We start from the raw sequence: 14,910 nt of genomic DNA on the forward strand, positions 1-14,910 counted from the left end.
TTCACCTGGACCGCGACCGCCGACGAGATCCTCGCCAAGGTCCGACTCGTCCAGACCAACATCAAGAAACTCGTCGACAACAACGCGAAGTGACACAAACAGGATCACGAGACACTAGCTCTGGAAGTTGCGGAACATTGCCCGCCACTCCTCACCGTCCAAGAACACGAACTGCTTCCAGCAGAACGTTTTCCGGGATCTCCACCAGGCCCTCGCCCTGGATCACGAACGTGCCCCGCTCGGTGCGCTACACATGAGGGACATCCTCTTCGCCGCGCTCGCCGTTGCGCCGCCCGGCGGAGCGGGGGGACCGGGCGGACCACCACCTGACCGCCGATGACCGCCTTCCCCCGCCCGTCGCGGAACGTGCGGTACCCCTGACGCCGTGCGTGCCGCGCGCCTTCTGCTTACGCGGCCGCGCTGACGCGATCGACCAGCTCAGCGCGGCCAGCCCCTCGTGTGCGGGGGGCTTTTTCATGACGAGGTGCATGACGTGCATGACGTGCATGACGTGAGCGGATGACCGAGGAGTCACGACGGCTTGTGGCACCTGGGTGGGTGGGGGTGACCTTGCCTGGTCCACCGTTGGCCTTCCGTGCCACCGCGAAAGAGGTCGTCGACGCGCGCCTCCGCCGGAACAGGAAGCTGATACCGGTAAGTGGCACCTGACCAGGGACCGGTGGCACACCGGGTTCGTCGACGCGCTCGGCACCGGCGGGCTGCTCGGCCAGATCGAGGGCCGTACTGCCCGCGGACGTGCCGGTTCGCGGGCATCCAAGGAGGACCTGCGCACCCTCCCCGGCCTGGCCCGCACCGGCGCCGACGGCTTCAACCGCGTCATCGAACTCGACGCCCGAGCCGCCTTCGGCTTCCGCAGCGGCGACAACCAATCGCGCCGCGCGGTCCTCGGGTGCCGTGCTGCTGGTGCACGTCGAGGATCGCGCGGCGCGGATCTCCTTGCGGCCGCTATGGTTCGTGCCGTGTCATGACCGTGGCTCGGCCATGACCGCGTGGCGGTCGTCGCGCGGTGGTGTCATCGTTGGGCGTTCGCGGTGACGGTGGAGCTCAGGTTCAGGCTGCCGCTCAGCGGCAGGTTGCGGGAGGAGTCGCCGACCAGGATCTGGTAGGTGCCGGCCGAGGCGACCCAGCTGTTGGAACTGGTGCTCCAGGACGCCAGGTCGTGGGCCTTGACCGTGAAGGTGACGGTTCCGGAGGCCCCCGGATTCAGTGTGATGCGCTGGAATCCCTTCAATTGGTGGGGTGGCTCGCCCGCGGCGCCCGGATCGCCGATGTAGAGCTGTGCCACGTCGGCCCCGGCACGACTGCCGGTGTTGGTGACGGTCGCGGTGACGGTGGCCTGGCCGTTGGTCAGCGCGCCCACCTGGAGGTTGCTGTAGGAGAAGGAGGTGTAGGACATGCCGTAGCCGAACGGGAACAGCGGTGCGACGTTGTGGGCGTCGTACCAGCGGTACCCGATGTCCAGGCCCTCGGAGTACTGGACCGTGCCGTTCACGCCCGGCCACTGGGCGGCCGTGTTCGCGGGGACCGCGGACAGCGAGGCCGGGAAGGTCACCGGCAGGTGGCCCGAGGGGTTCACGTCGCCGAACAGCAGCGCTGCGATGCCCTGGCCCCACTCCTGGCCGTCATAGAAGCCCTCGAAGACGCCCGCGACCTGGTTCAGCCACGGCATGAGGATGGCGGAGTTGTTGTTGAGCACCACGATCGTGCGCGGGTTGGCCGCGGCCACCGCCGAGATGAGCGCGTCCTGGTTGTTCGGCAGGTTGAGCGAGGTGTTGTCGGCCTCCTCGTGCCCGTAGTTGTCGCTGGCGAAGACGACCGCCACGTCGGAGGAACCGGCCAGGGCCGCGGCGGCGCTCTGGTCGGAGCCGTCGTTGTACGTGACCGTGGTGCTGGTGCTGGCCAGCCGCTCCTGGATGCCGATGATCGGGGTGTAGGTGCCCGCGCTGGTGACGGTGCCGCTGCCGCCGCCGATGGTCTGCGCGCCGGGACCGGCGTCCTGGCCGATCACCGCGACCGAGGACAGGCCGGAGGCGTTCAGCGGCAGGGTGCCGTTGTTCTTCAGCAGTACCGTGCCCTCCTCGACGCCGCGCAGCGCGACCTGGGCGTGCGCCGGGGTGGTGACGATGGCGGTGTTGGAGCCGGAGGGCGCCTTGTCGAACATCCCGAACCGGAACATCTGGGTGAGCACCCGGGAGACCATTGTGTCCACGGTGGCCTGGCTGACCGTGCCGGCCTGGACCGCCTGGATCAGGAAGTCGGCGAAGTAGTAGCCGCCGGGCATCTCCACGGTCATGCCGTTGTTCGCCGAGTCGACGGTGGAGTGGGCGCCGCCCCAGTCGGAGGCGACGAAGCCGCCGAAGCCGGCCTGCTGGTAGAGCCCCTGGTTGAGGATCTGCGCGTTCTGGCAGGATGGGACGTTGTTGACGTTGCTGTACGCGCACATCACCGAGGCGGCGCCGCCCTGCTGGATCGCCGTCTGGAACGCCGGCAGGTAGATCTCCTCCAGGGTCCGCTGGTCGACCACGATGGTGCCGGCCGGCTGCTCGATGTTGTACGCGGCCGCGTGCTTGACCATGGCCATCACGCCCTGGCTCTGGATGCCCGAGACGTCGGCGGCGCCCATCTGGCCGGCCAGGTAGGGGTCTTCGCCGAAGGTCTCGAAGGAGCGGCCCCAGCGCGGGTCGCGCACCATGTTGACCGTCGGGCCGAGCGCGACGTTCACGCCCTTGGCCGCGAACTCCTGGCCGATCGACGAGCCGTACTGCTGCTCGTAGTCGGGGTCGAAGGTCGCCGCGGAGACCAGACCGGACGGCATCTGGGTCACCCCGCCCAGGCCGTCGCCGACTCCGGCGGGGCCGTCCTGGAGGTTGACGTCGGGGATGCACAGCGACGGATTTCCGACGATCTTGCCGATGTAGTCAGGGGAGTTGGTGCCGTGCAGCATGGCGACCTTCTGGGCCAGCGTCATCTGGCCCATCAGCTGGGCGACGCGGGTGCTGGTCGCCGCGGTGGAGTTGATCCAGGGGCAGCTCCCCGGGGCCGGCGTCGGCGCGGGGGGCGGGATGGTCGCGGTCACGCCTCCCACCGTGTAGACCTCGAACTCCCACAGGGCGTAGCCGTATCCGGTGGCCCGCCCGGTTCCGTACATGCGGATGTAGCGGCCGGTGCCGGAGACGGTCAGCGTCTGTTTGCCGCCGGTGCCGGTGGTCGTGGAATAGACCGAGCTCCAGTTCGTGCCGTCGGCGGACACCTGGATCTGGAACGCGCTGGCATACGCGCTCTCCCACTTCAGCACCACCTGGCAGATCGGCAGGCTCGCGCCGAGGTCGACCTGGAACCACTGGGGGTCCGCGAACGCGCTGGCCCAGCGGGTGACCGTGCTGCCGTCGACGCCGTAGTTGGCGGCGTACCCGAGGTTGCCGTCCTGGATCGAGGAGGCGGTGGCCGGGTGGCCCAGCGCGGCGTTCGCCGTGCCGCAGCCGCCGGTGCCGCCCCCGCCGGTGCCGCCCCCGCCGGTGCCGCTGCCGCCGGTGAAGACCTGGAACTCCCAGAGGGAGTAGCCGTAGCCGGTGGCCCGGGCGGTGCCGTACATGCGGATGTACCGGCCGGTGCCCGACACGCTCAGGGTCTGCGTCCCGCCGGTACCGGTTGTCGTGGTGTAGATCGGGCTCCAGGTCGTGCCGTCGGTGGACACCTGGATCTGGAACCCGGTCGCGTAAGCCGTCTCCCACTGGAGTACGACCTGGCAGACCGGCACGCTGGAGCCCAGGTCGACCTGGAGCCACTGCGGATCGCCGGCCTGGCTCGACCAGCGGGTGCCCGTGTTGCCGTCGACCGCCGCGGACGCAGGGGCGCCGGCGTTCTCCGTCGAGGAGGCGGTGGCCGGCTGGTTCAGAGCCGCGTTCGTCGTACCGCAGGTGGCCCCGCTGCTCCCGGTGAGGGAGCCGTAGACCTGGAACTCCCACAGGGAGTAGCCGTAGCCGGTGGCCCGGGCAGTGCCGTACATCCGGACATAACGCCCGGAACCGTTTACGGCGAGTGTCTGCGTTCCGCCGGTACCGGTTGTCGTGGTGTAGATCGGGGTCCAGGTCGTGGCATCGGTGGACACCTGGATCTGGAACCCGGTCGCGTAAGCCGTCTCCCACTGGAGTACGACCTGCGAGATCGTCGCGGTCGCGCCGAGGTCGACCTGGAGCCACTGCGGATCGCTGGCAAGACTCGACCAGCGGGTGCCCGTGTCGCCGTCGACCGCCGCGGACGCAGGGGTGCCGGCGTTCTCGGTGGAGGAGGCGGTGGCCGGCTTGCCCTGCGACAGCAGCGAGGTGGCGGCGTGGGCGGGCCCCGCGGTGGAGAACAGCGAGGCGATCAGGGCCAGGACGGCGACTGAGGCAAGCCACACAGATCGGGACGCCCGGGCCCTACGCGATCTGACCCGATGACTGGCATACATGAATCTCCCTCACAGGTGAGATGGGGGAACGCGAGAGAACTCAGAAAAAGGTCCGCGATCGTATGAACTGCCGTCAGAGCACCGGGCCTTCCTCGTGTTGCGGATTTCGGAGTGCACCGTGGGGGGTTCCGGCGCACAGTGCCGCAAGGGTGTCGGGACTGAGGCACGCAAAGCGTGGGGCCTGGCGCGCGAGCGCGACGCCTCCCCGGCAGGTGAGCTGGTTCAACGCCGAAAGGGGCAGGCGTCCGCGCGGGACCGTGGTGCTGTGCCGTGATCGCAGGCAGCGGCGGACACACTGCCGACGACCCGGGAGAGCGCTCTCTCAACTGGAAGTGAACACTTGCGCCATGGCCACGTCAAGGTGAATGCGCAAAGTATCCCCGGCCCGTCCAGCCCCGCGGCGCGGCGGACGCGGGCCCGGCTCGGACGCCGTCGGGGGCGCCCGGCGCCATTGATGCGCCTGACGCGCCTGCGCTACGGCGCCTCCACCCACCTTGGACGGAGGAGGCCACACCACAGCCAGCGGTGCCCCACCGCCAAGCCCAGTCCTTTGGACCGGGTCAAGTTGAGTGCTCCAGGGCGGCGGTGACTGCGGGGGCGTTGAGCACCGAGGCGCACCACCGCAGGTGGTCGTCCGAGCCTTCACCGGCGAAGGCGTCGCTCGTGGCCAGCGCATACGCGGCGCGGTAGAGCAGCAAGTGCTCGAGGGAGTAGTCGAACTCGTCGGCGAAGCGTGCGGTGAGCACGTCGGCGGTGTTCTGGGCGTACGGGCCGGAGGTGGTGAAGATCGCCGCGCTGACGGCGGCGTCGAACCGGGGGTCTCCGGCCGTGGAGAGGAAGCCGAAGTCGACGACCGCGGTGGGCCGGAGATCCTCGTCCACCAGGATGTTCTCGGGGAAGAGGTCACCGTGGACGGCCGCGCGGGGGGTGTCGCCCAGTGCCCGCAGTTTCTCCAGGACCTGGGCGGACCTGCGGTCGAGCGCGTCGACGTGCCTGCTGAGCGCGTCGCGGGACCGCTCGGCCCTGCGCTCCAGTAGAGCGGCCAGCGCGGCGGCGAAGCTCTCCTGGCCCTCCCACAGCGGGCGGTCCTCGTCGAGCACCGGGAGTTGCCGCAGGTAGTCGGTGTCGGTGGCGTTGGCCAGCGTGCCCAGCACCTCGACCAGGCAGGAGACCGCCTCGGGCAGCGGCTCGGGCTCCTCCGGGGAGAGGAATCGGTGCAGCGGCTCGCCGGAGAGCTCACGCTCCACCGTGACGGGCAGGCCGTCGACATCTTCGACCGCCAGGATCTCCGGTGTCGGGAGGGGCAGGCGGGCCGCGGCCTCCGCGTAGAACTGCTGCATCCGCACCAGGTCCGCTACGCGGCGGTTGTCCCAGAACCTGGCCGCGGTGCCGTCGCCCAGGCGGTAGGCCGACCCCTCGACCGCCGCCTCCAGCGGTTCGGCATCCGGATGTCCGGCGTCGACGAAGTGCCGAAGTCGTTCCTCGATGCTGATGCGACGAGCGTCCGTCATGGCCAGGACTCCTTCCGGACGGCGTGAATCCGCGAAGCCCCGAAGCCGCATCCGCTCCCGGCCCTCCGGGCCACCGCCGATTCGTCCAACTTCACGGTAACCCACTTGGGGTGTCCCCGTCCCTGGTGCGACATCCAGCTGGGACATCCCCGCACGTCACCACCTGGGATATCCCACTTTCTCCCTTATCCGCTGGGATAAGCATTCCTGCGGTCCGAGGTGGCAAAGCTCGGCGTGGAAGTTCGCTTCCTCACCGAAAGGAACCATCAGACATGATGTCGATCCTCAAACGCTGGGCTGTTTTCGCTGCCGCCCTGGCCGCCTTTCTGGGACTGACCATCGGTACCGCTGCTGCGGTCGCCCCCACTTGCGGCAGAGGGCACCACCATGGCGCTGTGCACCAGGCGAAGGGGCACGAGCATCCGCGCGGAGACCAGTCCGGAGCGCGGCATCACCGCCACGCGCCGCGCGACTGCCCTGCCGGGACGCTGTGCGCGTACACAGGGGACAACTACACCGGGGACCTCGCCTGGGTCTCGCACTCGCACGCCGACCTGCGCCACTCGTACGTCCTCCGCCACGTCCACTCGCTGTACGACAACGCCCGTTATCGCTCCGTCACCGTCTATACCCGCTCGCACTACCGCGGACAGACGCTGACACTACGACCCGGCACGGGTGTGCGGCACCTCGCCGCGCACAACCACGGGCACATCAAGTCGGTGCGCTGGCACCGGCACCACCGCTGACACCGGGGCGGGAAGCGGTGCCCGGGCCGACGGCAACGCTGCCGACGACCCGGGCACCGACGGCATCGGGGCGCATGTACGGGGATGCGCTCGCGCGAGGCCCGGCGCCGACCGCTGCCCCGGGCACAGGAACATGTCGACGGACACGCCGAAACCGGCGCAGGGGCAGGGCAGCGCGTTGGCGCGGGCGGTGGCGGTGGCGGTGCGTAGGAAACTTCGGCTCGCCGATGGCCAGACGTCCCGTGTGGCGTGCACGCCCGCTGTGCTGCGGGGCGGTGTGGACGAGCGGACCGGTGAGGTCCTGGCCCCGGCAGTACTGACCGAGCGCGTCGCATGGGCGGCGGGTCTGGTCACCGGCATGGCGGCGGATCTGCTGGCCGCGCACTGGAACGCTGCGGATGTGTTTGCGCTGGCGGCCGGGGTGGACGGCGGCGGCAGGAAACTGCCGGCGCAGGCGTGGATGGCGTTGAGCAGCGCCCGGCGAACACATGGACGCACACGAAGCCGGTGAGTCGCTCAAGGAGCGCGTCGTGCGCTTACCTCGCGGGTAATCGTCGTGGACGGTCGGCGCTGGCAAGAATGGTGATCCCTGCGTCAGTACGGCGTGGGTTTCCGAACCGGAGGGGATCTGCCATGGCCGTATCCGCACCAACGACCACGCGCGTTGTAGTGGATGAGCTGCTGCGCCGGATCGGCGAGGGTGACCCCGAGCGCATCGCCGAGTTGTATGCCGAGCGGGGCGACTGGAGGCTGGACTGGCCGGAGTCCGAACACGGCCGCACCGCCACCCCGTGGATCCGCCACCGCTCCACGCGCGCCGATGCCGCCGCTCACTACCGTGAGCTTGCCGAGCACCATGTGCCAGGGGCTGGGGCTACCGAGATCGAGCGCATCCTCATAGACGGCGACGATGCGGTCGTGTTCGGCGAGATCCGCCAGACGGCCCGGCCTACCGGACATGCTTACCGCGCACGGTTCGCTCTGCACCTCACGGTCGAACGCGGCCTTGTCACTCGGCACCACGTCTACGAGGACAGTCTCGCTGTGGCCCAGGCGTTCGATACGGAGGGCCCGGGCGAGGATCACTGAGCCACTCGCGACGGTGCCGGTTACGGCCATCCGTTGGGACTGCGTCCGGTGCTGTGGCCTCGAGTTGACTCCGTACGTTTTCAACTCGCACTGGGACACGGTCGTTTCGCGGATCCCGACGTCTTCTTGCGCAATCCCTCCGGTGTCCCGAATACTGATCGCGAAGCAGGCGCCAAAGGCGGCGTGCTTGCCCCATGTAGGTCACACCCGGGTGCAAAGTCGCCGCAATGACGTCAAGTGTGGCCTTCTTGTGGCGAGTTTTCGTGCTTGATTCCTCAGGAGGCTGCACACCTCATGCCGTTCCCCCCTTTCAGACTTAGGAAGCGGCCGCCCGGTCGGCACCGTCTCGCAGCGGTGGCCGGTGGCGTGGCGGTCGCTCTCCTGACGAGCGTTCCCGCACTGGCCGACGTCGGCTCCGCAAGCACGCTGACGGCGACCGGCGTCGCGACCACCGCGACGACCGTCACACTGGTGACGGGTGATCAGGTGGTCGTGACCGCTCGGCCCGGTCAGCAGACCTCGTACGCCATGCGCCCCGTAGCGGGCGGGGCCGGCGCGTTCGAGTCGTACGACGACGCGTCAGGCGATCACTACGCCGTCCCCGTGGTGGCGATGCCCTACCTGGGCAAGGGGCTCGACCTTTCGCTCTTCGACGTGACCCGGCTCGCGCAAGAAACCAGCAGTGACAACGTTGTCAGCAGCGATAACCAGCGTATATCCGTCGACCTGTCGTTCGCGCCCGGCGCGACCCCGACCGGTCCGGCGGGGGTGACGCTGACCTCCGTGGACGGCTCCGCCGCGCAGGGGTACCTGACCGCGTCGTCGGGCACCGCGTTCACCGCGGCGCTGCGCCGGCAGATCGGCGCCGACGTGGCCGCGGGCCGCCAACCGGGCGCCACGCCGCTGTTCGACGGTGTGACGTCGATGAGCCTGGCCGGCGCGCCGGACGGGGGCACCACCGTCAGTCCCCAGTACGCCCTGAACATCCTTCAAATCAACGCGACCGGGATGAGCGGCCGGCCAACCGGCGCCTACCTGAGCCTGTACAACACGGACTCGTTCACGCGCGAGAACGTCTCCGTGAACGTGGTGAACGGCGTCGCGCGCGTCGCGGTGCCGGCGGGCAACTACGGTCTCTACGGCGTCTTCTATGACTACAACACGCAGGGACAGTTGGCCGCCCTGCGCCAGTTCAGCCTCAGCGACTTCACCGTCTCCGCCACGGGGACCACCACGGTGCCGCTCGACGAGACCACCGCGTCCTCGCAGTTCTCGGTCGCCACACCGCGTCCGGCGACCCAGGACATCGTCATGACGGACTACTTCCGGCGGGACGCGACGGGCGCGACATCCAGCATGCTGCTCTCGCTGTGGGGCAGCACGCCGCTGTACACGAACGCGCAGCCCGCCGCCCGGGTCGGCGCGATCCACGACGTCATCCAGTGGGGCGCCGAGGCGCCTTCGGCGAGCGACGGCTACCGCTACGACGTCGCGTACGGGTCGGACGACGTTCCGGCGGACCAGGCGCACGTGGAGAAAGCCAGCACGCTCGCCACCGTGCAGGAGCACTTCGCCATCGACCCCGCGGCGAACAACAGTTACTCCGGCTCGCTCCTGAACGGCTTCGTCGACTCCTACAACAACGCCGGCGGGGACTCGCTCATCAGCCCGTGGAACGGACAGCGCTGGCCCGCCGACGTGACCGACTACCTCGGAACCGGTGACGGCGGCACCTGGGCGCAGATGGCCAGCTCCCCAGCCAACGTGTGGCAGTACGGCGATCCCCTCACCTTCGCCAGCGGCCGCTCCTACACCGTCGACTGGAACCACGGTCCGCTGAAACCCGAGCTCGCCCAGCACACCGGGTACCAGTTCTGCTTCGCCTGCGCGGCGGGTTCGAACCTCACGGTCATCCTGGACCCGGCGGTCGACAGCGAACCGACGCACGTCGGCTTCTACTCGTTCGTGACCGTTCCGGAGAACTTCACCCTGTACGCGGACGGACAGCAGGTCTTCAACTCGACTTACCAGGACGGTGTTGAGCTCCAGGGAGTGCCGACAACGCCGACGACCTACCGCACGGTGTACGACACCGACCTGAGCGGCAATTCGAAGTTCAGCCAGTCGACGAAGACGCACACCGACCTGACGTTCCGGTACACCCCGCAGACAGGCGGCAGCAGCGCGCTGCCCGCCGCGGACTACTGCTTCGGCGAGTCGGACAGCACCCCCTGCCAGATCCTGCCGGCCCTCACGCTCGGCTACCAGCTGACGTCCGACAACAACAACACGAGCGACCAGCTGATCCAGTCGATGCGGCTCAACGTCGGCCACGTCTCCTACGACGGAGCGGGTTCGCACTCCCGGATCACCTCGGCGAATGTGTCCGTCTCCTACGACGGGGGCACCACCTGGAAGCCCACGCTCGTCGTGGGCTTGAACGGGACCTACGAGGTCGTGTGGCCCAACCCGGTGTCCAAGCGCGGCACATCACCCGCGATCAAGGTGACCGCGACCGACGCGGCCGGCGGGTCGATCACCCAGACCATCACCAACGCGTACACCATCGCCGCGCCGAAGAGCTGAGCACCCGCCGCCGGCGCACGGCGGCTCCGCGGGCGGACCCGGGGACACCGGGTCCGCCCCGACAGGAGGTACACCAATGACACAAGCCCGCATCCGCGCGCTGCTGGTGGGTCTGACCGCCGCAGTGGTGGCCGCGGCTCCCTCCGTCTCCTTCGCGGGCACCCCCGCGGACGGGGCGGGAAGCAGCGGCGCGCCCGCGCACGCCTCGAACGTGACCGAGGCGTGCGGCACCGCGAGACCTGGATTCGCACGGTGCTTCTCCCTGATACGCACCGATGTGAACGGCGGCAAGGGTGTGCGGGGCCCACACGCCCCGAGCACCGCGACCGCCGCCGGCACCGCGCTGCCCAAGGGGTACGGCCCCGCCGACCTGGACTCGGCCTACAACCTGCCGAGTTCGGGCGGCACGGGCCAGACGGTGGCGATCATCGACGCCGGCAACGACCCCAACGCCGAGGCCGACCTGGCGGTGTACCGGCAGACGTACGGGTTGCCGGCCTGCACGACGGCCAACGGCTGCTTCAGCAAGGTCAATCAGCAGGGGCAGACCAGCCCGCTGCCCAGTGACCGCGGTTGGGGCGCCGAGATATCCCTCGACGTCGACATGGTGTCGGCGGCCTGCCCGGACTGCCACATCCTGCTCGTCGAAGGCAACGACGCGACTCTCGCCAATCTCGCTCAGGCCGAGGACACCGCGGTCGCGCTGGGCGCCACGGAGGTGTCCAACAGCTACGGCACGCCCGAGGCGAACGGGACACAGGACTACGCCGCCGACTACAGCCACCCGGGGGTCGCGATCACCGTGTCCTCCGGCGACTACGGGTACGGCATCCCCAACTTCCCCGCCAATCTGACCAGCGTGAGCGCGGTCGGCGGCACGTCGCTGAGCAGGGCGGCCAACGCCCGTGGCTGGACCGAGAAGGCGTGGGGGAACTCCTACGGGGGCGCCGGCAGCGGCTGCTCGGCGTGGGTCGACAAACCGACCTGGCAGACCGACCAGAACTGCCCCGGCCGGATGGTCGCCGACGTGGCGGCGGTCGCCGACCCGCTGACCGGTCCGGCGGTGTACGACAGCTACGGCGGCTACCCCGGATGGGTCGTCATCGGCGGTACCAGCGCGTCCGCGCCGTACATCGCGGGGGTCATCGCCCTGGCGGGCAACCCGGGCCGGTACGCCAACGCGTCGTACTTCTACGGCGGCACCGCGGGGCTCAACGACGTCGTGGGCGGGAACAACGCGAAGGCCACGGACTGCGGCGGCGACTACCAGTGCAACGCCGTCACCGGCTACGACGGCCCGACGGGCAATGGTACGCCCAACGGACTCGCGGCCTTCTGACGCGCCGGTGCGGGACGGGCCGCCCCCACGTGAGCCCGTGGCAGGGTGTGGGGCGCGGCGCCGTCTTTTTTCCGTGAGTGGCGGATTGCCGAGCTTGTAGCACCCGCGCCGGGGTGCCCTCAGGCCGTGCCGGGAGTGCGGGTGCCGGCCTGCGCCAAATCCCGCGAGCGGTCCGGGCGGCTCGTCGCGAGGTCCCGCAGTCCGGTCCGTGACAGGTGCTGCCGAGGTGAGGTCGTCGGGCTCGCGGACCTCTTCGGGCCACCACGGAGTGTGGCACACCAGCATCGCGTGCCGGGGCCGGAGCACCGACGGCCGCTCCGCCGGACAGGCCCTAGCGCGAATCCCGCTCCGCTGCCTCAGCGACGCGCTTGATGTTAGCCAACCGCCGATCCCAGTCGGCCGCGAGCGCGGCCATCCACCGCGCTGTCGCGTCCAGCGCCGCGGGCCGCACCGCGTACCGAACCTCGCGTCCGACCCGGCTGCCGGAAACCAGCCCGGCGGCGTCCAAGACGGCGAGGTGCTTGACCACCGCCTGCCGCGAGACGGGAAGTCGTTCAGCGAGTGTCGTCGCGGTGGCCTCGTCCTGTGCGGCGAGCAGGTCAAGCAGCTGACGTCGCGTCGGGTCGGCCAGCGCGACGAGGACACTGTCGACCGCCTCGACGGCGCCGCGAAGTTCGTCCGTCACGCGGTTGACGGTTCGGCGCGCGTCCTGAGCGCATCGAGCACCTGGGGCCAGCCGCCGGTGTTGTCCTTCACCGCCTGGTGGCGCAGCTCCTCGGACCCGGCCAGCGCCGCGAACCCGCTCTCGACGACGCGGAGCCGCGTCTTGTCGCCTTCCGGGGTCAACGTGAACTCCACGAGGGTGCTGTTGTCCTCGCGCAGCTCTTCTCCGGGGAACGCGCTGGCCCAGCGGTACGCCAGGTACGTCGGCGGCTCGACCTTCTCCACGTGCACCGGGAAGTCACCGTATTCGGCGTTTTTCGCCACCATCGACTCGCCTTCTTTGGCCACGTTGCCGGGCAGGCTCGCCTGGTCGGCCACCCAGAACCCGGGCTCGGCCACCAGCGACCAGACCTGCTCCAGGGGTGCCGCGATCAGGGTTTCGCGTTCGATCCGGTCCTCGCTCATGAGGGGACTCCTTCACTGCCGCCATTGGATGCAACTCCAGGGTTGCACATCGACCCTCCAGGCGCAACCCGGGAGTTGCACTCCGATCGAACGCCGCCTCCGCTTTTCCCCGGCGCCGCCATGAGTCCGCCTTCCTGTGTGGAATCACCCCCCGCGCTTCTCGCCGCACGAGTCGCGGGCGACCAACGTCGGCTCGAAGACGAGCTTGACCGGCTCGCTGGGGCGTTCGACGATGAGCTCGGCCGCATGTCGGCCCATCTGGTACGAGGGCTGGGCGATGACGGTGATCCCCGAATGCCTCCGAGGATGCCCCGGCCTTCAGGCCGGGGAGGAATCGGACCCCTGCGGAGCAGGGCAGGGGTAGGGGAATCGCCGTCAGGGCGATTCGCCGTCCGCCACGGCGGCGGGGCGCTCGACCTCGAGGCGGTGGACGATCTCGGATTGAGCGACCGGCGGGCCGCTTTGGCCTGGGCGGTGAGCCACTGGTGGAGATCGGCCGGACCGCCGCCCTGGAAGCGGAGTGGGCGCGGTGCCGGTGGATCTGGAACGAGTGCGTGGCCCGGTCGGAGAAGGCCCACGCCGAGGACGACAAATGTGGCCCGGCCCGCCTGGACAAGATGCTGACCGAGGCCCGCACCGCGAACGCGTGGCTCCGCGAGGGCGGCAGTACCGGTGACTTCTCCAGCATCCAGAACCTGCGGTACGCCTTCAAGGACGCGGCCAAGCACGGTGTGACCGTCCTCGCATCCTCCGGCGACGGCGGTGCCACCAACACCACCGCGGACGGCGACGGCGACTACCCGTACAAGGTCAACTCCTGGCCGTCCTCCGACCCGCTGGTGACCTCGGTCGGCGGCACCCAGCTGCACCTGGACGACGATGGCGACCGCATCGCGCCGGACAGCGTCTACAACGACGACGGCGCGGGTGGCGGCGGCCAGTCCCATGTCTTCGCCCGTCCCTCGTACCAGGACGGGGTCAAGCAGGTGGTCGGCGACCGCCGCGGCACCCCGGACATCTCGATGTCCGCCGCAGTGAACGGCGGCGCGTGGGTGTACTCCAGCTACGACCCGAAGGCGGTCGGCTGGGAGGTCTACGTCGGCACCAGCGAGGCCAGCCCGCTCTTCGCGGGCATCGCGGCCCTGGCCGACCAGGTCGCCGGGCACCGGCTGGGCGACATCCACCAGGCGCTCTACGCGCTGTACGCGCAGTCCGCACAGAACCCCTCCACCGGCATCGTGGACGTGAGGGACGGCACGAACAACAGCTACTCCGGAGTCACCGGCTACACCGCGGTGAAGGGCTACGACATGGCGACCGGCGTCGGCACGATCGACGCGGCCCGCTTCGTCCCGGCCCTCGCCAAGGAGGGCTGACCGCATCCCGTCCCCGATGAGAGGGCGCCTGCCGCGGACCGCCGGGCCCCGCGCCGGGCGGAGCCTCGCGTTCTCCGGGCAGGCGCCTGACCGCGGCTGCGACCTCGACATCTACCGCGACCAGATCCGCGCCCGCCGTATCGTGCCGGCCAACGCACGGACAGCTGAGCTCGTCCCCTTCGACTTGCTGCTTCCGCACACTGACGTGCTCGTCAGCAACACGGGCTACGGAGGCGTCCAGCCGTTTAGTACTCGCGGTAGTAGATGAGCTGTCCCGCTTCGCCTGCGGCGGCGCCCTCGCTGGGCAGAAACAGGCTGACGAGCACCGCGTTCTTACCGTCCGGCGCCTTCAGAGCGGTGATGCTGGGATTGGCGAAGGCGGTACTGCCGCCGTCGGTGTGTATGGCGGTCGTGTCGGCGTTACCGGTGCTGTAGTCGTAGACGAACGTGCGCCAGGAACCGAAGTCGTTCTTGGTGTACTGGCCTTCGATCACGCCCAGCGGATAGCCGCGGAAGGTGATCGCGTCACGGTCCCCGATGTTGCCGGCGCTCTCAACTGGTCAGTGCATCGTGAGATCATGATCACTTTGCGCTGAACCGGAGGTTGCGGCAGTTGAGTCAAGGGAACCCGCTGTGCGTGCAGGAACGCGAGTCCATATTG

13 protein-coding genes are annotated in these 14,910 nt (G+C 69.5%); 8 read left to right on the plus strand and 5 right to left on the minus strand.

The genetic code is table 11. The features are described from left to right. Positions 1 to 554 precede the first annotated feature (554 nt). Positions 555 to 989: a hypothetical protein gene (locus FCI23_RS57630; RefSeq protein WP_169317360.1), complete on the plus strand. Its 435-nt coding sequence runs from the start codon at positions 555 to 557 to the stop codon at positions 987 to 989. Between the two features lie 44 nt (positions 990 to 1,033). On the opposite strand, the gene FCI23_RS63445 is transcribed toward FCI23_RS57630, so the two are convergent. Then, positions 1,034 to 4,420: a discoidin domain-containing protein gene (locus FCI23_RS63445; protein WP_322974030.1), complete on the minus strand. Its 3,387-nt coding sequence runs from the start codon at positions 4,418 to 4,420 to the stop codon at positions 1,034 to 1,036. Positions 4,421 to 5,031: 611 nt separating this feature from the next. Then, positions 5,032 to 5,982, minus strand: coding sequence for a phosphotransferase family protein (locus FCI23_RS49745; protein WP_136730582.1), 951 nt, complete (start codon positions 5,980 to 5,982; stop codon positions 5,032 to 5,034). 272 nt (positions 5,983 to 6,254) lie between these two features. On the opposite strand from FCI23_RS49745, the gene FCI23_RS49750 reads away from it, so the two are divergent. The 5 genes from FCI23_RS49750 to FCI23_RS49770 all read left to right on the plus strand — a co-directional run bounded on the left by FCI23_RS49750 (position 6,255) and on the right by FCI23_RS49770 (position 11,745). Continuing rightward, positions 6,255 to 6,731: a peptidase inhibitor family I36 protein gene (locus FCI23_RS49750; RefSeq protein ID WP_136730583.1), complete on the plus strand. Its 477-nt coding sequence runs from the start codon at positions 6,255 to 6,257 to the stop codon at positions 6,729 to 6,731. A gap of 133 nt (positions 6,732 to 6,864) precedes the next feature. Then, entirely contained in the window at positions 6,865 to 7,242 is a 378-nt protein-coding gene (locus tag FCI23_RS49755; RefSeq protein ID WP_136730584.1) for a hypothetical protein, read from the plus strand. 122 nt (positions 7,243 to 7,364) lie between these two features. After that, positions 7,365 to 7,820 (plus strand): nuclear transport factor 2 family protein, encoded by a 456-nt coding sequence (locus FCI23_RS49760; RefSeq protein ID WP_136730585.1) that lies wholly within the window; start codon positions 7,365 to 7,367, stop codon positions 7,818 to 7,820. A 366-nt stretch (positions 7,821 to 8,186) separates the two neighbouring features. After that, positions 8,187 to 10,406, plus strand: coding sequence for a hypothetical protein (locus FCI23_RS49765; protein ID WP_136730586.1), 2,220 nt, complete (start codon positions 8,187 to 8,189; stop codon positions 10,404 to 10,406). Between the two features lie 76 nt (positions 10,407 to 10,482). Next, complete coding sequence (locus tag FCI23_RS49770) at positions 10,483 to 11,745, plus strand: S53 family peptidase (protein WP_136730587.1); 1,263 nt, start codon at positions 10,483 to 10,485, stop codon at positions 11,743 to 11,745. 331 nt (positions 11,746 to 12,076) lie between these two features. On the opposite strand, the gene FCI23_RS49775 is transcribed toward FCI23_RS49770, so the two are convergent. Both FCI23_RS49775 and FCI23_RS49780 read right to left on the minus strand, forming a co-directional pair. Beyond that, positions 12,077 to 12,430, minus strand: coding sequence for an ArsR/SmtB family transcription factor (locus FCI23_RS49775; protein ID WP_136730588.1), 354 nt, complete (start codon positions 12,428 to 12,430; stop codon positions 12,077 to 12,079). After that, positions 12,427 to 12,873, minus strand: a complete 447-nt coding sequence (locus FCI23_RS49780) for an SRPBCC domain-containing protein (RefSeq protein ID WP_136730589.1) — start codon at positions 12,871 to 12,873, stop codon at positions 12,427 to 12,429. The genes FCI23_RS49775 and FCI23_RS49780 overlap by 4 nt, the downstream gene beginning before the upstream one ends. A gap of 467 nt (positions 12,874 to 13,340) precedes the next feature. Here FCI23_RS49780 and FCI23_RS49790 point away from each other — a divergent pair, with 467 nt between their 5' ends. Together FCI23_RS49790 and FCI23_RS49795 are read left to right on the plus strand one after the other, a co-directional pair. Continuing rightward, positions 13,341 to 14,249 (plus strand): S53 family peptidase, encoded by a 909-nt coding sequence (locus FCI23_RS49790; RefSeq protein ID WP_407646146.1) that lies wholly within the window; start codon positions 13,341 to 13,343, stop codon positions 14,247 to 14,249. 16 nt (positions 14,250 to 14,265) lie between these two features. Then, complete coding sequence (locus FCI23_RS49795) at positions 14,266 to 14,517, plus strand: hypothetical protein (protein ID WP_136730591.1); 252 nt, start codon at positions 14,266 to 14,268, stop codon at positions 14,515 to 14,517. On the opposite strand, the gene FCI23_RS49800 is transcribed toward FCI23_RS49795, so the two are convergent. Further along, positions 14,495 to 14,743 (minus strand): hypothetical protein, encoded by a 249-nt coding sequence (locus tag FCI23_RS49800; RefSeq protein WP_211265824.1) that lies wholly within the window; start codon positions 14,741 to 14,743, stop codon positions 14,495 to 14,497. The genes FCI23_RS49795 and FCI23_RS49800 overlap by 23 nt on opposite strands. Positions 14,744 to 14,910 lie beyond the last annotated feature (167 nt).

This window comes from Actinacidiphila oryziradicis, from assembly GCF_005047355.1.
GTDB classification, from domain to species: domain Bacteria; phylum Actinomycetota; class Actinomycetes; order Streptomycetales; family Streptomycetaceae; genus Actinacidiphila; species Actinacidiphila oryziradicis.